Below are 20,843 nucleotides of genomic sequence, written 5' to 3' on the forward strand. Positions count from 1 at the left end.
GGGATGAAAACAGTGATTACAGAATTGCTTGGAATTGAGTATCCGGTAATTCAGGGCGGTATGGCATGGGTTGGAACAGCTGAGCTTGCCGCCGCTGTTTCCGAAGCCGGAGGACTTGGAATCATTGGTGCCGGTGGGGCACCGGCTTCCTGGGTGGAAGACCAGATTCACAAGGTAAAGGAAAAGACGGATAAGCCATTTGGTGTCAATCTGATGTTATTAAATCCGGAAGCAGACGCTATTGCCGATCTTCTTATAAAAGAAGGTGTAAAAGTAGTAACGACAGGTGCAGGTAATCCGGAAAAATATATGGAAGCCTGGAAGAAAGCGGGTGTACGCGTAATTCCTGTTGTAGCAAGTACTGCACTTGCAAAGAGGATGGAAAAAGCGGGCGCGGATGCGGTAATCGCAGAAGGTACAGAATCCGGCGGGCATATCGGAGAGACAACAACAATGGCATTAGTGCCACAGGTTGTTGATGCGGTAAATATCCCGGTAATCGCAGCAGGCGGAATTGCCGATGGAAGAGGAATGGCAGCCGCTTTTATGCTTGGTGCGAAGGCAATCCAGATGGGAACGATTTTTGTAGCATCAAAGGAATCTATTGTAAGTGATGCATACAAGAATAAGGTCATTAAGGCAAGAGATATTGATACGAAGGTAACTGGAAGAACAACCGGACATCCGGTAAGATGTTTAAGAAATCAGCAGACAAGAGAGTACTTAAAGTTAGAGCAGGAAGGAGCTTCTTTTGAAGAACTTGAAAAGCTTACGTTAGGTGGTCTCAGGAAAGCGGTTGTTGATGGCGATGTCATTCATGGAAGTGTGATGGCAGGTCAGATTGCGGGTCTTGTAAAAGACAGCAGAAGTTGTAAAGAAATTATCGAAGGAATCTGTCAGGAGATGAAGGAGATTATTCTTACTCAGGCAGAGAAAATCGGGAGGTAGAGTAAATGAGTAAAATAGCATTTCTTTATCCGGGACAAGGAGCACAGGTCGCAGGAATGGGTAAAGATTTTTATGAACAAAGCCCACTGGCAAAAGAAGTATTTGATAAGAGCTGTGAGATTTTAGGACAGGATATGAAACATATCTGTTTCGAGGAAAATGAACTCCTTGACAGAACGGATTATACACAGGCTGCATTAGTTACTACCTGTATGGCAATGACAAAAGAGATTATGGCAAGAGGGCTCACTCCGGATATGACAGCCGGACTTAGTCTTGGAGAATATTGTGCGATTACAACAGCAGGTGGTATGGAGCTTGAGGATGCTATTAAGATGGTATGGCTTCGTGGAAACCTTATGCATAATGCAGTACCAGACGGAAAGGGAGGCATGGCCGCCGTACTTGGACTGTCTGGAGAGGCAGTGAATGAGGCAATCGCATATATGGAAGGCGTTTATGTTGCTAATTATAATTGTCCGGGACAGATTGTAATTACCGGTGATAAGGAAGCAGTTGCAAATGCAGCACCTGCATTAAAAGAAGCAGGGGCAAAGCGTGTTATTCCATTAAACGTAAGCGGACCATTCCATTCCATTTACTTAAAAGAAGCAGGAGAGAAGCTTTATGAGGCACTTTCCAAAGTGACATTGGGAGAATTGAAGATTCCTTATGTGACAAATGTAGATGCAAGTATTATAAAAGATACGGAAAGAACGAAAGAGTTATTAAAAGAACAGGTTTATTCCTCCGTTTTATGGGAGCAGAGTATACGTGCCATGATAGCAGACGGTGTGGATATTTTCGTAGAGATTGGACCGGGAAAGACATTGAGCGGTTTTATGAGAAAGATTGATAAAAGCGTAAAGATGTTCCGAATCGGAACAATGGAAGAAGTAGAAAAAACAGTGGAAGCTATAAAGGAGTTATAGATATGTTATTAGAAGGAAAAACAGCAATTGTGACCGGCGCGTCCGGCGGAATCGGAAAAGCAATCGCCATTGCCCTTGCAAAAGAAGGGGCATCGGTAGCAGTACATTTCCATGGAAATGAAGAAAAAGCGCTTTTAGTAAAAAAAGAGATTGAAGAGGCAGGAGGAAAAGCAGAAATTTTTCGTGCCAATGTAGCAGATTTTGAAGAATGTAACGCTTTAGTAAAGGCAGCAGCCAAAACATTTGGTAGCATCGATATTCTTGTAAACAATGCAGGAATTACAAAAGATGGTCTGTTAATGGCTATGAGCGAAGCAGATTTTGATGATGTTATTGATACGAACTTAAAAGGATGCTTTCAGATGATTCGTTTTGCGAGCCGTCGCATGATGAAACAAAGATATGGAAGAATCATTAATGTAAGTTCTGTTTCCGGCGTTGCCGGAAATGCCGGTCAGGCAAATTACTGTGCTTCCAAAGCAGGAATGATTGGATTGACCAAATCTGCGGCAAAAGAATTAGCATCAAGGGGAATTACCTGTAATGCCATTGCTCCGGGATTTGTAAAAACAGAGATGACAGATGTACTTTCTGATGAAGTAAAAGAGAATGCAAAGAAACAAATTCCACTCGGCCGCTTTGCAGAGCCGGAAGATATTGCGAATGCAGCAGTATTTTTGGCATCTGACAAGGCAGCTTACATTACAGGCCAGGTACTTTTAGTTGATGGTGGAATGGTGATGTAAAGTAATCAACTCATCCATGAAAGGGAATGAGTTCTGCCCATAATAAACGAAAGGAAAATTTATGAAAAGAAGAGTAGTAATTACTGGACTGGGTGCTGTGACTCCGATCGGAAACACAGTAAACGAGTTCTGGAATGGAATTAAAGAAGAAAAGGTAGGTATCGGAGAGATTACAAAGTTTGATACCGAAGATTATAAAGTAAAGATCGCAGCGGAAGTAAAAGACTTTAATGTAAAAGAAAGACTGGATAATAAAGCTGCAAGAAGAATGGAAGTATTTTCTCAGTATGCAGTAGCAGCTTCTAGAGAAGCTTTTGATATGGCAGGACTTGATATGGCAAAAGAAGATCCTTACCGCGTTGGTGTAATTATCGGTTCCGGTATCGGTGGTCTTGCCAGCATGGAAAAGGAACATGAAAAGATTATTACAAAAGGACCAAAGAGAGTAAGCCCGATGCTGATTCCTTTAATGATATCGAATATGGCAGCGGGAAATGTAGCAATTGACCTTGGATGTAAAGGAAAATGTACCGATGTTGTAACTGCCTGTGCAACAGGAAGTAACTCAATTGGAGATGCCCTTCGTGCGATTCAGTACGGAGATGCGGATGTGATGCTTGCCGGAGGAACAGAAAGCAGTATTACACCAGTCGCAGTTGCAGGATTTACAAATCTTACTGCTCTTTCAGGAGAAAGTGATCCGTTACGTGCTTCTCTTCCATTTGATGAGGCAAGAAGTGGCTTTGTAATCGGAGAAGGTGCCGGAGTTGTTGTATTAGAAGAGTTAGAACATGCGAAAAATCGTGGGGCAAAGATCCTTGCTGAATTAGCTGGATATGGTTCTACCTGTGATGCGTTCCATATTACTTCTCCTGCAGAAGATGGAAGTGGTGCTGCAAAAGCGATGGAACTTGCCATGGAAGAAGCAGGGGTAAAACCAGAGGAAGTAGACTATATTAATGCACATGGAACAGGAACACATCATAATGATCTTTTTGAGACAAGAGCGGTAAGAAGAGCTTTTGGTGCCAGTGCAGATCATGTAAAAATGAGCTCTACAAAGTCCATGATTGGTCATTTACTTGGAGCAGCCGGCGCAGTGGAATTGATTGTCTGTGTGAAGTCTATTGAAGAGGGATATATTCACCCAACGGTAGGAACGACGAATCCAGGTGAGGGATGTGATCTTGATTATGTGATTAATGGAGCAGTAGAACAGGAAGTGAATGTAGCAATCTCCAATTCTCTTGGATTTGGAGGACATAATGCTTCTCTTCTTGTAAAGAAATACGAGGAGTAGACCGATATGGATTATCAACAGATTTTAGAGTTAGTAAAAGAAGTATCGAAAGCGGGACTTACAAATTTTGAATATACAGAAGGAAATATCCGTATTGCCATGAGCTGTCCACAGCCAGAAGAAAAAATTGTTGTACCGGCATCAAATCTTGTTTTACAGGAAGCAGCCGGAGCAGGGATTAATACAGTAGAAACTGCAGTTTCTGCACAGCAGGAGCCAGAGCAGATAACGGAAGAAAAAGGCGGTAATATTGTAAAATCTCCATTAGTTGGAACATTCTATGCAGCGCCATCTGAAGATGCACAGCCTTTTGTAAAGGTTGGTGATACTGTAAAGAAGGGACAGACGCTGGCGATTGTTGAGGCTATGAAGCTTATGAATGAGATTGAGAGTGAATTTGATGGAGTTGTCACAGAAATTCTTGTAGAAAATGAAGACAATGTAGAGTATGGACAGCCATTATTCCGTATACAGTAATATAGCATTCTTATGGAATGAACAGATTTGAGGAAAAATTATGAGATTAGGAATTAAAGAAATTGAACAGATTTTACCACATAGACATCCTTTTCTTTTAGTAGATTATATCGAAGAGATGGAACCGGGTGTCAGTGCTGTCGGATATAAATGTGTTACTTTTCATGAAGACTTTTTTCGTGGACATTTTCCACAGGAACCGGTTATGCCAGGGGTTCTTACAGTAGAGGCATTAGCGCAGGTAGGAGCTGTTGCGATTCTTTCTTTAGAAGAGAATAAAGGAAAAACAGCCTACTTTGGCGGAATCAATAAATGCCGTTTTAAAGGAAAAATTGTTCCGGGAGATAAGGTGAAGTTAGAAACAAAGATTGTAAAACGAAAAGGTCCTATGGGTGTAGGAGAAGCTACAGCTTATGTGGATGGAAAAGTGGTCGTAAAAGCAGAATTAACCTTTATGGTTGGATAGATAAGAGGAGATTATAATGATTCGGAAAATATTAATTGCAAACAGAGGAGAGATTGCCATCCGCATCATTCGTGCATGTCGGGAGATGGGAATTGAGACTGTTGCAGTGTATTCCGAAGCAGACCGGGAGGCGCTTCACACGCAGCTTGCCGATGAGGCGGTCTGTATCGGACCAGCTGCAGCGAAAGACAGCTATCTGAATATGGAGCAGATTATCAGTGCAACAATAATTACCGGTGCGGATGCGATTCATCCGGGATTTGGTTTTTTATCAGAAAACAGCCAGTTTGCAAAGCTATGTGAGGCCTGCCATATTACTTTTATCGGTCCGGATTCCGATATTATTGCCCGTCTTGGAAATAAGGCAGTGGCAAGACAGACTATGGTAGATGCCGGCGTGCCGGTTATTCCGGGATGCCAGAAGGCACTTACCGATGTAAAAGAAGCATTAGAAATTGCAAAAGAAATAGGGTTCCCCGTTATCGTAAAGGCAGTTCTTGGCGGCGGTGGCAAAGGAATGCGTGTTGCCTATACAGAAGAGGAATTTGAAAATGCCTTTTTAATGGCACAAAAAGAGTCAGGGCTAGCCTTTGGTGATGAAAGTATGTATCTGGAGCATTTTGTGGAGAATCCTCGTCATATAGAGTTTCAGATTCTTGCGGATAATTACGGTAATGTCATTCATCTTGGAGAACGAGACTGTTCTGTCCAGAGAAATCATCAGAAAGTTATTGAGGAATCTCCTTCTGCTGCTGTAGATGAGGAACTTCGTGAAAGAATGGGAAAAGCAGCAGTTCTTGCAGCAAAGGCGGCCGGCTATAAGAATGCCGGTACGATTGAATTCCTTCTTGAAAAGGACAAGAGCTTTTATTTTATGGAAATGAATACCCGTATTCAGGTAGAACATCCCGTTACAGAATGGGTAACCGGAATTGATTTGATTAAAGCGCAGATCCGTATTGCAGATGGAGAAAAACTAAAATGGAAGCAGGAAGATATCCAGATTACAGGTCATGCGATCGAATGCCGCATCAATGCGGAAGATCCGTCTAAGAACTTCCGTCCATGTCCGGGAAGGATTACCGATATGTATCTTCCGGGAGGTAAAGGGGTCCGTATTGACAGTGCGATTTACAGCGGCTGCGAAGTATCCCCTTATTATGATTCTATGATCACAAAACTAATTGTATTTGCAGCAACAAGAAAAGAAGCAATTGCAAAGATGCACCGGGCATTGGGTGAAGTGATCATTGAAGGAATCACAACTAATATTGATTTTCTGTATGAAATCATGGAACGTCCGGATTATCAGGAGGGCGATTTTACAATTCAGTACTTAGAAAAAGTGCTTGAAGAGATGGGAGAGAATAAATAATGAAGTTAAAAAGTATATTTAAGAAAACACCCGTCACAAAACCGGAAGTAAAAGAAACAGCCAGTCAGATAAAGCCAGAGGTTCCGGAAGGACTTTTAAAAAGATGCAATAAATGCGGAAAAGGTATCTTTACGGAAGATTATAAAAAGAATCTTTATATTTGTCCAAAGTGCGGGGGATATCTTAGAATGCCGGCACAGAAACGAATTGAATTTTTAACAGAAGCAGATTCTTTTGAAGAGTGGGATACGGGTCTTTCTACAGAAAATCCATTGCATATGATTGGCTATCCTGACAAAATTAAAGCGTTACAGGATAAGACAAAGTTAGATGAAGCGGTTGTTACCGGAAAAGCGCGTATTGGTGAAAATGAAGTTGCTCTTATGGTGATGGATGGTCGTTTCCTTATGGCAAGCATGGGTGAAGTTGTAGGTGAAAAGATTGCAAGAGGTGTGGAACGTGCCACAAAAGAAAAGCTTCCTGTTATTATTTTTACCTGTTCTGGCGGAGCAAGAATGCAGGAAGGAATGACTTCTCTTATGCAGATGGCAAAGACTTCGGCAGCATTAAAAAGACACAGCGATGCGGGCTTGTTATACATCACAGTGCTGACGGATCCGACCACAGGCGGAGTTACTGCAAGTTTTGCCATGCTTGGAGATATTATTTTAGCAGAACCAAAGGCACTTATCGGATTTGCAGGTCCTCGTGTCATTGAGCAGACGATTCATAAGAAGCTTCCAAAAGGATTTCAACGTTCAGAATTTCTCTTAAAACATGGATTTATCGATAAAATCGTAGAGAGAAAAGATATGAAGACGGTCTTAGAACAGATACTTACAATGCATCGCTTGACGACAAAGCATTCTGGAATAGTAAAGAATACAGGAGCCGTTTCTGAAATAAAGACTGACTTAAATACTGTAAATCCGTCATCAAAGAGAGAAGATGTGCAGGCTGTTTCAAATAAAAATGCAGGAAAGTCACGTAAACAAAAGCTCTCTTTGGCACAGAAAAAACGTGCAGGGGAAAAGACGGCATGGGAGCGTGTACTGACATCACGTGAGAAAGATCGTCCGGTAGGAGAAGATTATATTTATGGATTATTTGAAGAATTTATAGAGTTCCATGGTGATAGAAACTTTGGCGATGATGCCGCAATCTGCGGAGGTATCGCCTACTTTCAGGGAAAGCCTGTTACGGTTATTGCACAGATGAAAGGAAAAAGTACCGCAGAAAATATTGCGCGTAATTTTGGAATGCCGGAACCAGAAGGATATCGGAAAGCACTTCGTCTTATGAAGCAGGCAGAAAAGTTCCATCGCCCGATTATCTGTTTTGTTGATACACCGGGAGCATTTTGTGGTATGGAAGCAGAAGAAAGAGGGCAGGGAGAGGCAATTGCCCGAAATCTTTATGAAATGTCTGCCTTAAAAACCCCGATCCTTTCTATACTGATTGGAGAAGGCGGTAGTGGCGGGGCACTTGCCATGGCTGTAGCTGATGAAGTCTGGATACTTGAAAATGCTGTCTATTCCATTCTTTCTCCGGAAGGATATGCCGCTATTTTGTGGAAAGATGGCAGTCAGGCAGCTCGTGCAGCAAAAGCGATGAAGCTTACTTCCTATGATTTATATAAAGCTGGTTTTGTAGAAAAAATCATACCGGAACCAGAAGGTTACACATTAGATTCGATTATTAACGTATTTGATAATCTAGAGGAAAATATTTCTGTATTTTTAGAAAATAGCAAGAGTATGACAGAAGAAGAACGAGTGGAGCAAAGATATCAACGTTTTCGCAGTATGTAAGGGCAGATGTATTTTACAGGAGACTATAAAGACAGGATTTACAGGAGAATGTAACTTATGAGAAAAGAACAATTTTCCATTGGGAAAAAACAATTAAAAGTCCCGATTATACAGGGTGGTATGGGCGTTGGTATCAGTCTTGGCGGACTGGCCGGAGCTGTCGCAAAAGAAGGTGGGGCCGGAACGATATCTGCTGCGCAGATTGGTTTTCGTGAACCGGATTTTTATGAGAATCCAGTAGAAGCGAATAAACGTGCGATTCATAAAGAAATGGATAAAGCAAGAAAGATTTCTCCGGAAGGAGTCATTGGCTTTAATCTGATGGTGGCAATGAATGATTATGAAACGTATGCACGCGAAGTGATTGCGGCGGGAGCTGACTTTATCGTATCAGGAGCAGGGCTTCCGGTTGATCTTCCTGCTTATATAAAAGATAGTGATATTGCAATCGCTCCCATTGTATCTACCAGAAAATCTGCCCATGTTATTTTGAAATTCTGGGATAAAAAATATAAAAAAACAGCAGATTTTATTGTTATTGAAGGGCCTATGGCAGGAGGACATCTTGGTTTCCATAAAGAACAGCTAGGAGAACTTACTCCAGAAATTTACGCCGAAGAAGTAAAAGAAATTATTACTGTAGTAAGAAAATATGAAGAAAAATATGAGAAAAAAATCCCTGTCATTCTGGCAGGAGGGATTTATGAGCATGCAGATTATGAAAGAGCATTTACTCTTGGTGCAGATGGAGTGCAGATTGCAACCCGTTTTGTAACAACAGAAGAATGTGATGCAGATGAACGTTATAAACAAGCCTATATTCAAGCCAAAAAAGAAGATATCGTTATCGTAAACAGTCCGGTAGGTATGCCGGGAAGAGCAATCAGAAATGTTTTTTTAGACAAAGTAAAAACCGAAGGCAGAATTCCACCAACAAAGTGTCTTCGCTGTATTCATACCTGCAATCCGGCAGAAACACCGTACTGCATCACCGAAGCACTTATTCACGCAGCCAAAGGAGAAGTCGATCAGGCCCTTTTATTCTGCGGAGGACGTGCTTATGAAGCAAAAACAATAGAAACAGTAAAAAAAGTAATTGATTATTTCTGTAAAGATTGTTTATAATAAATGTAAAAGAAACGATACGGTATTAGATAAGGTGAGAATATAGGAATGAACAATGTAAGAGAAACAATAAACACAATGTTAGTAAAGACTTTCCACGAGATTTTAGAATTAGAAGAGAAGGCGATCATCACAGATGAATTTTCGGATATAAGCAATAATGATATGCATATCATAGAAGCAATCGGTCTGGGTGAAGGAGCACGCATGAGTGTGGTAGCGAAACGTTTGAATATCACAGTAGGTTCGCTCACAACATCTATGAACAGTCTTGTAAATAAAGGCTATGTAGCGAGATCACGAAGTGAAAAAGACAGGCGGGTTGTTAACGTATATCTCCTTGAAAAAGGAATTGCTGCTTATAAACATCATGAAGAATTCCATGAAAAAATGTTAGATGCTATCATGGAAACCCTGAGTCCGGAAGAACTTGTCGTATGGGCAAAGTCCTGCGATCGTCTGACTCACTTTTTGAAATCATACGACAAAACCCATTAATTTCATAAATGAAACAAAAAAGCATTATGCAAATCTGTTTTATATCCTTGCACAATGAAATGCATCGTATTCATTGTGCAAGGATATACAGTAACTGCATAATGTTTTTTTATTTGTCTTTTATTCGTTATAATAAAAGTATCTAAAAATGATACAAAAATTAGAATAAATGCAAAAGAAAAAAATAAATGTTAAAAAGAAACAAAAACTCTTTCTTTTTATTTTTATATAGTGTATAATGATTACAATACCAAAGCAGAACGGGGATAGGGAGGACAAGTATGATATCATTATATTCTTTAATATGGACAGTTTTAGTTAGCTGCCCGTTGCTTCTCCTGATAGTCGTTTTAAGAAGAAGAACAGCCTGCCTGATGAAGTATGGAGTTACATTTATCTGTATTTTATATGCATTTTGTGTAATCAGAATGTTAATACCAATAGAAGTACCAGTGTTTCAGAAAGTAATTTGTGATCCACATATGTTTTCTTTTCTGATGAAAACGTATGCAGACTTAGGAACAGATAAAAGAAGGCTGGCTTTATGGACTATTTTTGGTATATGGGTTCTGGGGATTATCGCCTGGTCGATTTACTACAGCATTACTGTAGGTGGGCTGCTTATAAAGTTACGAAGAACCTGTTATAAAGGGGATGGACGAGTAGAGCGTATTTTAGAAGAGATTGCTCCAAACAGTGGTATTTCTATAAGATATACAGATTTAGTGGATACACCATTTTTAGTAGGTATATTTAAACCAACGATTTATATGACAGAAGTAGAATGCACAGATACACAAATCAAATATATTTTAACGCATGAATATACACACTGGAAGAGAAAGGATCCTTGGAAGTTATTATTTGCATATCTGATGATTATTATATTTTGGTGGAATCCGTTATTTCGACTTTTACATAAAGATATTAAACTGATGATAGAGATGGGGTGTGATAAGACCATGCTCCGAGACTATCCTATGAGATATGCATTAGAATACTTGAAAACAATATGTTATGTATTGGAAGCAGAGAAACATTCATTAAAAAAATTGAATTTTAATTCTTTGAATTTTGTTGATATAAACAGTGAAGAAGGGTTCAAACAAAGACTTTTTTACATATTAGATGCGAAAGAAAATTTGAAGTTGCAGAAGAAGGTAAATATAGCTGTGATTTGTGGATGCTTTATATGGATGCTTAGTTCTTATTATTTTATATTACAGCCAACATACAGCCCAGATAAAGAAATTCAAAATCAAGAAGAATCTGTTTTTACTGGAAAAGATTTGTATTTAGAAAAGAAAAAAGATGGAACATATATTTTGCATATTGGAAGGACTGTAGAGAAAATATCCAAAAAAGATATTGAAAAAGGATTGTACAATTCATATCCTATAATAGAAGAAAGGTAAATAATTAGTTTATTAGGGAAACTCATATTTCATTCTATTCCTTTATATGATATAATGAAAAATATAATTAACAGAAGAAAAGGATGATATTATGGGTAAGAAGATTCCAAGAATTACAAATAGTGAGATGCAGATTCTAGAAGTGTTGTGGGATGAAGGAGAGGCTCTAACATCTTCAGAAATCGTAGAAGTATCAGATGATCGGACATGGAAGTCAAGCTCGGTGCATTTATTATTAAATTCGCTTTTAAAGAAGAATTTCGTTCAAGTTGCCGGATTTAAGAAGACAACAAAGAATTACGCCAGAACATTTGAGCCATCTATGACAAGAGAAGAATATTCTATGAAGCAGTTACAGCAGGAGAAGAAGAAAAATACGAGAGTATTTTCTGGCTTGTTTAATACTTTTGTTTCCGAGGAGATAAGCTCGGAATCTTTACAGAAACTTTCTAGTTTAATTGAGTCAAGGTTAGATAATTTAGATGACGAAGAATAGATGATGTTTTAATGTTGCCTGTTCTTTGCCGGTTTTATGTTTATATACGGTAACTTTATAATTTGCATATACATAAAAAGGAGAGAGAACGATGAAAAAGGCAAGATGGAGAAAAACAATCGCAGCAGGTGCTGTCCTTATGAGTTTGGGTATGGTATGTCCAGTAGCAAGTTTGCAGGCAGAAGAAGCAGAGACACCTTATGAAGAAGTAATGAAAGCTTCTGACGGTGATATTAATCCTTGTGCGGATCAGATAGAGTATGTGTATCGTATTCATAATGGAAGAGTACAGAAACGTCGATGGAATTATACTCAGGGAGAATGGGTAGATAAAAAGTGGATTGATGTTGGACCGGCCTAGAATACATTTTTATGAAAATTATAGTAAGTAAAAAGACCAGGAGCATTGCAGTTGTGATGTTCCTGGTCTTTTATATTACTTTACAGGAATAAAATGCTGTTTTTTATATAACAGAATAAGCAATAGAGTTATTATAAAAATAAAATTGTTAAAAAACTATCAAAAAGTTATTGTAAATTTCTCTGTTTTTTTATATAATAATAGTATAATGATAAAATGTTTATCAAAAAAGAGGATAAAATAACTGTTTTGTTTGAAAAATTGTTCACAATGTCTAAATGTGAGTAATGTGTATTTTTTAATTTTTTGTGTTTGCTTTTGTAGTGTTTTTTCAAAAGTGTATATGCATATAAAGAAGGGAGAAGCTTATGTTAGAGAAGGGTTACTATGACAAAGCGGATGCGATTATTGAGTCTCACGGGGCGGTGGAAGCATCTCTTATTCCGATTATACAGGATATTCAGAGTGAGTATCGGTATCTGCCACCGGAATTATTATCTTATGTTGCGGATAAGATTGGGATTACAGAGGCGAAGGCATTTAGTGTTGCTACATTTTATGAGAATTTTTCTTTTGAACCAAAGGGAAAATATGTGATTAAGGTCTGTGATGGAACGGCATGTCATGTGCGTAAGTCTACTACGATTCTGGAAAGAATTTATAGTGAACTGGGACTTTCAAAAGAGAAGGTAACAACGGACGATATGTTATTTACTGTGGAGACGGTATCCTGTCTTGGTGCCTGTGGTCTTGCTCCGGTACTGACGGTGAATGATAAAGTATATCCGTCAATGACACCGGATGATGCTGCACAGTTACTTCAGAAGCTTCGAGAGGAGGAATAGGGGATGAGGATTCATAACAGAGAAGAGTTAAGCAAGATTCGTGAGATGGCAGCAGGTAAAGTTTCTTCAACGAAGTGCCGTATTTTGATTTGTGCAGGAACAGGATGTTTAGCCGGTGGTTCAGGTGAGATTTATGAGAAAATGTGTGAACTTACAAAGGATTGCAAAGATGTTGATGTTGAATTTGGACCAGAAATCGCACATGGAAGTGAACATCCAGTTGCAGTGAAGAGAAGCGGTTGTCATGGCTTTTGTGAGATGGGACCGCTGATGAGAATTGAACCGCTTGGTATTCTTTATACGAAAGTAAAACTAGAAGACTGCGAAGAGATTTTTGAAAGAACGATAAAGCATGGAAATATTATCCACCATCTTTTATATAAGCAGGATGGTGTTGAATATCCAAAGCAGGAAGAGATTCCATTTTATAAGAAACAGACCCGTCTGGTACTTAAAAATTGTGGACATATTGATGCAGAACATATAGAAGAATATATTGCAGTTGGCGGATATCAGGCATTTGCAAAGGTATTGTTTGAACAAACACCGGATGACGTAATTGAGACGATTTTAGAATCAAATCTGCGAGGTCGTGGAGGCGGTGGTTTCCAGACAGGATATAAGTGGAAACAGGTTGCAAGACAGCAGGAGAAAACACGTTATATTGTATGTAATGGTGATGAAGGAGATCCGGGAGCATTTATGGACAGAAGTATCATGGAAGGTGACCCTCATAAAATGATAGAAGGTATGCTGATTGCAGCTTATGCAGTAGGGGCACAGGAAGGATATATTTATGTACGTGCAGAATACCCGCTTGCAATCAGTCGTCTTCGCCTAGCAATTTCACAGGCAGAGGAAAGTGGACTTCTTGGAGAGAACATTCTTGGAACAGATTTTTCTTTCCACTTACATATTAACAGGGGAGCAGGAGCTTTTGTATGTGGTGAAGGAAGTGCACTCACTGCATCTATTGAAGGTAAAAGAGGGATGCCGCGAGTAAAACCTCCAAGAACGGTAGAACAGGGATTGTTCGCAAAGCCAACCGTATTAAATAATGTTGAGACTTTTGCCAATGTTCCGATGATTATTGATAAAGGTGCAGCATGGTATCGGAGTATCGGGCCGGAAAAGAGTCCCGGAACGAAAGCATTTGCTCTTACAGGAAGTGTAAAAAATACAGGATTGATAGAGGTACCGATGGGAACTTCTTTGCGGGAAGTAATCTATGATATCGGTGGTGGAATTAAAGGAGATGCACATTTTAAAGCAGTCCAGATTGGAGGACCGTCCGGCGGATGTCTCATCACACCACATTTAGATGTCAGCCTTGATTTTGATTCCTTAAAGAAAATGGGAGCGATGATTGGTTCAGGAGGTCTTGTAGTTATGGACGATAAGACCTGTATGGTAGAAGTTGCCCGTTTCTTTATGAATTTTACGCAGAATGAAAGCTGTGGTAAATGTGTTCCATGCCGCGAGGGAACAAAACGAATGCTTGAAATACTGGAAAAGATTGTTGCCGGAAAGGGAACACTTGAAGACTTAAATCTGCTTGATGAACTGGCTTCTATGATTACGGATACAGCACTGTGCGGACTTGGAAAGAGTGCAGCACTTCCGGTTATGAGTACACTTCGTCTTTTCCGTAAGGAATATGAAGAACATGTTGTCGATAAAAAATGTGCAGCAAAGAACTGTACAGCATTACGTCGTTTTGTTATCAGTCCGGAACGTTGTAAAGGATGTTCAAAATGTGCAAGAAACTGTCCGGTTGGCGCAATCAGCGGACAGATTAAAAAGCCGTATGTTATTGATGACAGTATCTGTATTAAATGTGGTGCCTGTGAGAGTGCCTGTGCATTCCACGCAATTCATATAGAAGCATAGGAGGGGAAAGCAATGAAATATATGACAATTAATAATAGAAAAGTTGCATTTGATGATGAAAAAAATGTGCTTTCTGTTATCAGAAAAGCGGGAATTAATCTGCCGACATTCTGTTATCATTCTGAACTTTCTACTTATGGCGCCTGCCGTATGTGTGTGGTAGAAGATGATAGAGGGAAGATCTTTGCTTCTTGTTCCGAGGTGCCAAGAGACGGCATGGTGATCTATACGAATACACCAAAGCTGCAGCATCATCGAAAGATGATTTTAGAGCTGATGCTTTCTGCACATTGCAGAGAGTGTACAACCTGTAAGAAGAATGGAGACTGTACATTACAGAATCTTGCAAAACAGCTTGGAGTCAGCTACATACGTTTTGAAAATAATAAACCACAGATTCCGATTGATGAAAGCTCAGATTGTATAGTTATTGATAAAAATAAATGTATTCTCTGCGGAGACTGTGTAAGAACTTGTGAGGAGATTCAAGGATTAGGTATTTTAGAGTTTGCCTATCGCGGCTCTAAGATGCAGGTTATGCCGGCATTTGATCGAAAAATGGCAGAAACAGCCTGTGTTGGCTGTGGACAGTGTCGTGTCGTATGCCCGACAGGCGCTATAACGATCAAGCATAACATTCATCCGGTATGGGAGGCGCTTGCTGATAAAAACACAAGAGTTGTTGTGCAGATTGCTCCGGCAGTTCGTGTAGCTGTTGGTGATAAATTTGGTATACCAAAAGGGGAAAATTCTCTTGGAAAGCTTGTGGCAGCACTTCGAAGAATGGGATTTGATGAAATATATGATACAGATTTCGGTGCAGATCTTACGATTATGGAAGAATCAAAAGAATTTTTAGAAAGAGTGAAGTCAGGAGAAAAATTACCATTGTTCACATCCTGCTGCCCTGCATGGGTAAAGTTTTGCGAGCAGAAATATCCGGAGTTACGCGAAAATATCTCCACCTGCCGTTCTCCACAGCAGATGTTTGGAGCGGTATTAAAAGAAGAAGCGCGGAATAATAAAGAAGATAGCAGAAAAACGATTGTTGTTTCAATTATGCCATGTACTGCGAAAAAAGCAGAAATCCTCCGCCCAGAACATAAGACAGAAGGAGAGCAGGATGTAGATTTCGTATTGACAACAACAGAAATCATCCGAATGATAAAAGAGGCAGGAATTGATCTGACACAGATGCCATGGGAAGCAATGGATATGCCATTTGGATTATCATCAGGAGCCGGTGTTATCTTTGGTGTAACTGGTGGTGTAACAGAAGCAGTCCTTCGTCGCTTGGTAGCAGATAGCGGAATGGAAGCCTTAAATGAAATTAAATTCACTGGTATTCGTGGAACAAAAGGGATAAAAGAATCTATTATTCCATATGGAGACAGACAGCTTAAGATTGCTGTAGTCAGTGGACTGAAAAATGCAGATGAACTTATCCAGAAAATAAAAAGTGGTGAAGCACAATATGACTTTGTAGAAGTCATGGCATGTAGAAGAGGCTGTATGGCAGGCGGCGGACAGCCAGTACCAATCGGCCCAAGAACCAAAGCAGCAAGATTTGAGGGATTATACCGCATTGACGATGCGGCACAGATAAAACGTTCTAATGATAATCCAATCGTAGGAGAACTTTACGAAGGACTCCTTAAAGGAAAAGAACATAAGCTGCTTCACAATAATACTGATTTGTAGATTTGATGTAGACGAAAAAAGAAATAATACCCTATCCCATCTGCTCTGTAGTCGCTGTATTTAAGATGCGAATGAGCATCTTAAACACGCTCCCAAGCCGCATCTGGGATAGGGTATTATTTCTTTTTTCTGACTATTCTAAATCCACAGTTTGGCAACATGGAATGTACCAGAAGGATATGACTTTCCGGAAAATTAAATTCTAAAGGGCTGACATTCAAAAATCCGCTGAAGAATCCACTTGTTTTTCCGAAGTTTTCGTTTTTTGAGGCAAAATGAAGCGTTTAGCGTAACGGAACAAAAGCAAACTTATAAAAATTCTCTTTTCTTGCCATAGTTTTCTTACAATTCAGCAAAGAGTTCTATTACAGTGGCTGTTTAATCTTATTCCGCAACTCAGTTAAAAAATAAGAGGCCTTGTCCAGAAATTTACGATTTTTATTCAGATAAAATCTTCGGAAGGAAAAAAATTTTATTAAGAGATGTCTTGTAGATGTGAAGTTATCTCACATCTGATGTAACTAAATTTCAAGTATATACAACAATTTAAATGTAAATCCTTTAGAATTTAATTCCATGAAAAATCATAACCTTCTGGAAAATCCCCATTCTCGCCAATTGTGGATTTAGCATAGTCAGAGAAAAGAAAAAACAATATACCCCAGATGCGGCTTGGGAGCGTACTTAAGATGCGGATGAGCATCTTAAATACAGCGACTACAGAGCAGATGGGGTATATTGTTTTTTCTTTTCTCGTCTATACGAAATCTACAAATCGGAATTGAATTTTTCGAGAATTTAAAACTTCCTTTAATTGACTATAGTTGTGTTATTTGTTAAAATAATTATATAAAGTAAAGAGATAAAACATCAACGTGTGTATCATCATTTCATGGATTGGAGAGAGTTATGAGTAAGAGAATCAATACCAAAAAAACAACTATGAAAACTGTTTCAACAGAAATAAAGGATGCTGTTGAGAAAACAGAAGTTGTCTCAACAGCAGAGGAAAAGAAAAAGGCAGATAAGCCGAAAGAAGAGTCGAAGAAAAAGGCAGATAAGCCGAAAGAAGAGTCGAAGAAAAAGGCAGATGAGCCGAAAGAAGAGCCAAAGAAAAAGGCAGAAGAGCCAAAAGAAGAGCCAAAGGAAAAGACAGATAAGCCGAAAGAAGAGTCGAAGAAAAAGGTAGCTAAGTCTAAAACAGTGACAAGGAAAAGGGCAGTTCGTTCAAAGACTGTGACTGAGGAAAAAGTAGCGGAACCAAAAACTACGACCAAAAAGAAAACGGTTCGTTCTAAGGCTGCAACAAAGGAAAAAGCAGATGCAACAAAAGAAAAAATAGCTGAAATAGAGGAAAAAGCAGCTACTCCGAAGACGACAACTGAACAGAATATTCCGATGGAACAGCCGGATTTAGGACCAAGAAGAAGTGTTGCTTTTATTGGTTCAGAATGTTATCCATTTGTTAAGACTGGTGGACTCGGAGATGTAATGTCTGCTCTTCCAAAGGCTCTGGCAAAATTAAACCTGGATGTTAAGGTGATTCTGCCAAGATATAAGTGTATTCCTCAGGAGTATCAGGAAAAGATGGAATACAGGGGCTCCTTCTATATGAATCTCTGCTCCGATGGAAAACAATATTATGTAGGAATCATGGAGTATCAGGAAGATGGTGTTGTCTATGATTTTATAGATAATGATGAGTTTTTCTCCTGGGGCAATCCATATACGAATTTGATAGACGATATACCGAAGTTCTGTTATTTTGCAAAAGCTTCGCTTGCTGCGCTCAATTATCTGGATTGGACTCCGGACGTAGTGCATTGTCATGACTGGCAGGCCGCTTTAGTACCTCTTTACTTAAGAACCAGCTTTAGTGATACAGATGTGGGACGTGCGATTGCAGTACTTACCATACATAATCTGCGATTCCAGGGTGTTTATGATAGAAAAATGATTCAATATTGGTCAGGACTTCCTGATTATGTATTTAATAAGGATTGCCTGACACAGAACTGGCTTGATGCAAATATGTTAAAGGGTGGAATCGATTACTGCAATAAAGTTACAACCGTAAGTAATACCTATGCTGAGGAGATTCAGACAGAGGAGTATGGTGAAGGACTGGCAGAACATTTAAGATATCACCAAAATAAAATTTTAGGAATTGTGAATGGTATTGATACAGATATCTGGAATCCGGCAACCGATAAGCTGTTGGCATCTAATTATGATGCAGAATCAGTGATAAAGAATAAAAAAGTGAACAAAAAGGCACTTCAGGAAGCGTTAGGCTTAGATGTAGATGAGAATAAGATGGTAATTGGACTGATTTCCCGTCTTACAAACCAGAAAGGGCTTGATTTAGTGAATGACGTAATTCCAGGTATCATGGATGGAAATACACAGGTAGTTGTTCTTGGTACAGGTGATTCTCAGTATGAGGACACATTCCGCTACTATGAAAATAAATACAAAGGTAGTTTTTGTGCGTATATTGCCTACAATGAAAATGTGGCTCATAACATTTATGCAGGATGCGATGCACTTTTAGTTCCATCAAGGTTTGAACCATGTGGACTTACCCAGCTTATATCTATGAGATATGGTGCAGTTCCGATTGTCAGAGAAACAGGAGGTCTCAAGGATACTGTTCAGCCTTACAATGTATTTGAAAATACAGGCAATGGTTTTACATTTGACAGATATGAAAGTGGCCTTCTTTACGATGCGATCAATAGAGCTAAGACTCTTTATTTCGAGAATAGAAAATGCTGGGATGATATGGTGATTCGTGATATGAATAAAGATGTATCCTGGGAAAAGAGTGCAAAACAGTACAAAGATATGTATGTAGGATTAACCCCAAGATATTAATTACTGATTTGTAGATTTGGTAATAGACGAAAAAAGAAAAAGTGATATATCCCATCTGCTCTGTAGTCGCTGTAGTTAAGATGCTCATCTGCATCTTAACTATGCTCCCAAGCCGCATTTGGGATATATCACTTTTTCTTTTTTCTGGCTATTCTAAATCTACAGTTGGGCAACGTGGAATGTACCAGAAGGATATGACTTTCCAGAAAATTAAAGTCTAAAGGATTGACGCATTTCTTCTGGGGATTTTACCCAAATAAAAATCGTAGATTTCTGGACAACCCCCTTTATTTTCTCCACACAAAAACCTGATTTCATCTGGCGCCAAAGAACAGAAAAGCAGAAACTTTATATAGAATAAAATGTGATGTCGGAGCAAATAAAAATGCCGGCTAGGCATTTTCTATGCCGCGACTATCTTCACATTTTATTCTATATAAAGTTTCTGCTTTTCGTTTCTTTAGTCTATCAAATCAGGCTTGTTTCTTTTTTTGTATCTTGACAAATAACTCCCTTTTAGCTATAATACTTTAGTGTAGTGCATTGATAAAACTACGCAGAGATTATAAGGGAAAGAAAAAGGAGAGATACTATGAAAAAGATAATTGCTATGCTTTTAGTTCTCGTAATGAGCGTTACAGGATTAGTTGGATGTGGTTCTTCTAATAAGAGTGGCAGCGAAGCTGGTTCTACAAGTACAAGTTCTGATTCTGATTGGGCTTATATTCAGGGAAAGGGCAAGCTTACAGTTGGTATTACATTATTTGCACCGATGAATTATTATAATGAAAAGAATGAGCTTGTTGGTTTTGATACAGAGATGGCACAGGCTGTGGCAAAGAAGCTTGGCATTGATGTAGAATTTAGTGAAATTAACTGGGATTCTAAAGAGGTAGAGTTAAACTCTAAGAATATTGATTGTCTTTGGAATGGAATGTGTATTACCGAAGAGAGAAAGCAGAATATGAGTGTTTCTGATCCATATCTTTACAATACACAAGCTATGGTAATGAAGAAGAGCAGAGAAAAAGAAATCATGAAGAGTGTAAAAGGTCTTACTGTTACAGCAGAACAGGGTTCTACTGGTGAAGGTAAGATTGACGGTTCTATTGCCGATGATGATACAGTAAAGGTTTCTGCTAAGGATTACTTTAAAGATGCGAACTATGTAGCTTCTGATTCTATGGCTAAGGCTCTCATGGAAGTAAAATCAGGAACAGCAGATGTTGCTTTAGTTGACAGTGTATGTGCTCTTGGTATGGTTGGCGAAGGAACAGATTATGAAGATTTAGTTATCAACATGGATAATAACTTTGGTCAGCAGGAATATGGTATCGCATTCCGTAAGGGCAGCGATGTGACAGAAAAGGTAAATCAGGCAATCAAAGAACTTTATGAAGATGGAACGGTAGATACGATTGCTAAGAAATACGATTTACAGGATATGTTGATTAAATAACTGCTTCTATGGTATGATATAGAAGCTGTATAAGCTTCGTATGAATACATATAAAAGAATCCGGGATTTCAGTATCTTTTAAAGGAAAAAGGACAGAAAGACCGGATTCTTGTTGTGGTTT

18 protein-coding genes are annotated in these 20,843 nt (G+C 39.1%); all 18 read left to right on the forward strand.

Going from position 1 to position 20,843, the window contains the following annotated elements:
* The first annotated feature begins 3 nt into the window (after positions 1-3).
* Positions 4-948, forward strand: coding sequence for an enoyl-[acyl-carrier-protein] reductase FabK (gene fabK, locus EHLA_RS04330; RefSeq protein WP_096239444.1), 945 nt, complete (start codon positions 4-6; stop codon positions 946-948).
* A gap of 5 nt (positions 949-953) precedes the next feature.
* Complete coding sequence (fabD, locus tag EHLA_RS04335; RefSeq protein WP_096239445.1) at positions 954-1,880, forward strand: ACP S-malonyltransferase; 927 nt, start codon at positions 954-956, stop codon at positions 1,878-1,880.
* Between the two features lie 2 nt (positions 1,881-1,882).
* The gene (gene fabG, locus EHLA_RS04340) at positions 1,883-2,626 is read left to right on the forward strand and encodes a 3-oxoacyl-[acyl-carrier-protein] reductase (RefSeq protein ID WP_096239446.1); all 744 of its coding nucleotides are present in this window, start codon (positions 1,883-1,885) and stop codon (positions 2,624-2,626) included.
* Positions 2,627-2,687: 61 nt separating this feature from the next.
* Positions 2,688-3,926, forward strand: a complete 1,239-nt coding sequence (gene fabF, locus EHLA_RS04345; protein WP_096239447.1) for a beta-ketoacyl-ACP synthase II — start codon at positions 2,688-2,690, stop codon at positions 3,924-3,926.
* A 6-nt stretch (positions 3,927-3,932) separates the two neighbouring features.
* On the forward strand, positions 3,933-4,403 hold the full coding sequence (gene accB, locus EHLA_RS04350) for an acetyl-CoA carboxylase biotin carboxyl carrier protein (RefSeq protein ID WP_096239448.1): 471 nt from the start codon (positions 3,933-3,935) through the stop codon (positions 4,401-4,403).
* 40 nt (positions 4,404-4,443) lie between these two features.
* The gene (fabZ, locus tag EHLA_RS04355) at positions 4,444-4,869 is read left to right on the forward strand and encodes a 3-hydroxyacyl-ACP dehydratase FabZ (RefSeq protein WP_005348778.1); all 426 of its coding nucleotides are present in this window, start codon (positions 4,444-4,446) and stop codon (positions 4,867-4,869) included.
* 16 nt (positions 4,870-4,885) lie between these two features.
* Positions 4,886-6,244 (forward strand): acetyl-CoA carboxylase biotin carboxylase subunit, encoded by a 1,359-nt coding sequence (locus tag EHLA_RS04360; protein ID WP_021908261.1) that lies wholly within the window; start codon positions 4,886-4,888, stop codon positions 6,242-6,244.
* Complete coding sequence (locus EHLA_RS04365) at positions 6,244-8,055, forward strand: acetyl-CoA carboxylase carboxyltransferase subunit alpha (protein ID WP_096239449.1); 1,812 nt, start codon at positions 6,244-6,246, stop codon at positions 8,053-8,055. The genes EHLA_RS04360 and EHLA_RS04365 overlap by 1 nt, the downstream gene beginning before the upstream one ends.
* Positions 8,056-8,112: 57 nt before the next feature.
* Complete coding sequence (locus EHLA_RS04370) at positions 8,113-9,180, forward strand: NAD(P)H-dependent flavin oxidoreductase (protein ID WP_096239450.1); 1,068 nt, start codon at positions 8,113-8,115, stop codon at positions 9,178-9,180.
* 48 nt (positions 9,181-9,228) lie between these two features.
* Positions 9,229-9,678, forward strand: coding sequence for a MarR family winged helix-turn-helix transcriptional regulator (locus EHLA_RS04375; protein WP_021908258.1), 450 nt, complete (start codon positions 9,229-9,231; stop codon positions 9,676-9,678).
* A gap of 281 nt (positions 9,679-9,959) precedes the next feature.
* Complete coding sequence (locus EHLA_RS04380; RefSeq protein ID WP_096239451.1) at positions 9,960-11,093, forward strand: M56 family metallopeptidase; 1,134 nt, start codon at positions 9,960-9,962, stop codon at positions 11,091-11,093.
* 91 nt (positions 11,094-11,184) lie between these two features.
* On the forward strand, positions 11,185-11,589 hold the full coding sequence (locus EHLA_RS04385; RefSeq protein WP_096239452.1) for a BlaI/MecI/CopY family transcriptional regulator: 405 nt from the start codon (positions 11,185-11,187) through the stop codon (positions 11,587-11,589).
* A gap of 91 nt (positions 11,590-11,680) precedes the next feature.
* Entirely contained in the window at positions 11,681-11,950 is a 270-nt protein-coding gene (locus EHLA_RS04390) for a hypothetical protein (RefSeq protein WP_096239453.1), read from the forward strand.
* A gap of 368 nt (positions 11,951-12,318) precedes the next feature.
* Positions 12,319-12,795, forward strand: a complete 477-nt coding sequence (locus tag EHLA_RS04395) for a complex I 24 kDa subunit family protein (RefSeq protein ID WP_021908254.1) — start codon at positions 12,319-12,321, stop codon at positions 12,793-12,795.
* A 3-nt stretch (positions 12,796-12,798) separates the two neighbouring features.
* A complete protein-coding gene (gene nuoF / locus EHLA_RS04400; RefSeq protein ID WP_096239454.1) occupies positions 12,799-14,685 on the forward strand; it encodes an NADH-quinone oxidoreductase subunit NuoF in 1,887 nt (628 codons plus the stop codon).
* 12 nt (positions 14,686-14,697) lie between these two features.
* Positions 14,698-16,386, forward strand: a complete 1,689-nt coding sequence (locus EHLA_RS04405; RefSeq protein ID WP_096239455.1) for a [FeFe] hydrogenase, group A — start codon at positions 14,698-14,700, stop codon at positions 16,384-16,386.
* Between the two features lie 909 nt (positions 16,387-17,295).
* Positions 17,296-19,263 (forward strand): glycogen synthase, encoded by a 1,968-nt coding sequence (locus EHLA_RS04410; RefSeq protein ID WP_242970669.1) that lies wholly within the window; start codon positions 17,296-17,298, stop codon positions 19,261-19,263.
* Between the two features lie 592 nt (positions 19,264-19,855).
* The gene (locus tag EHLA_RS04415) at positions 19,856-20,722 is read left to right on the forward strand and encodes a transporter substrate-binding domain-containing protein (protein WP_021908250.1); all 867 of its coding nucleotides are present in this window, start codon (positions 19,856-19,858) and stop codon (positions 20,720-20,722) included.
* Positions 20,723-20,843 lie beyond the last annotated feature (121 nt).

Source organism: Anaerobutyricum hallii, from assembly GCF_900209925.1.
GTDB lineage: Bacteria > Bacillota > Clostridia > Lachnospirales > Lachnospiraceae > Anaerobutyricum > Anaerobutyricum soehngenii.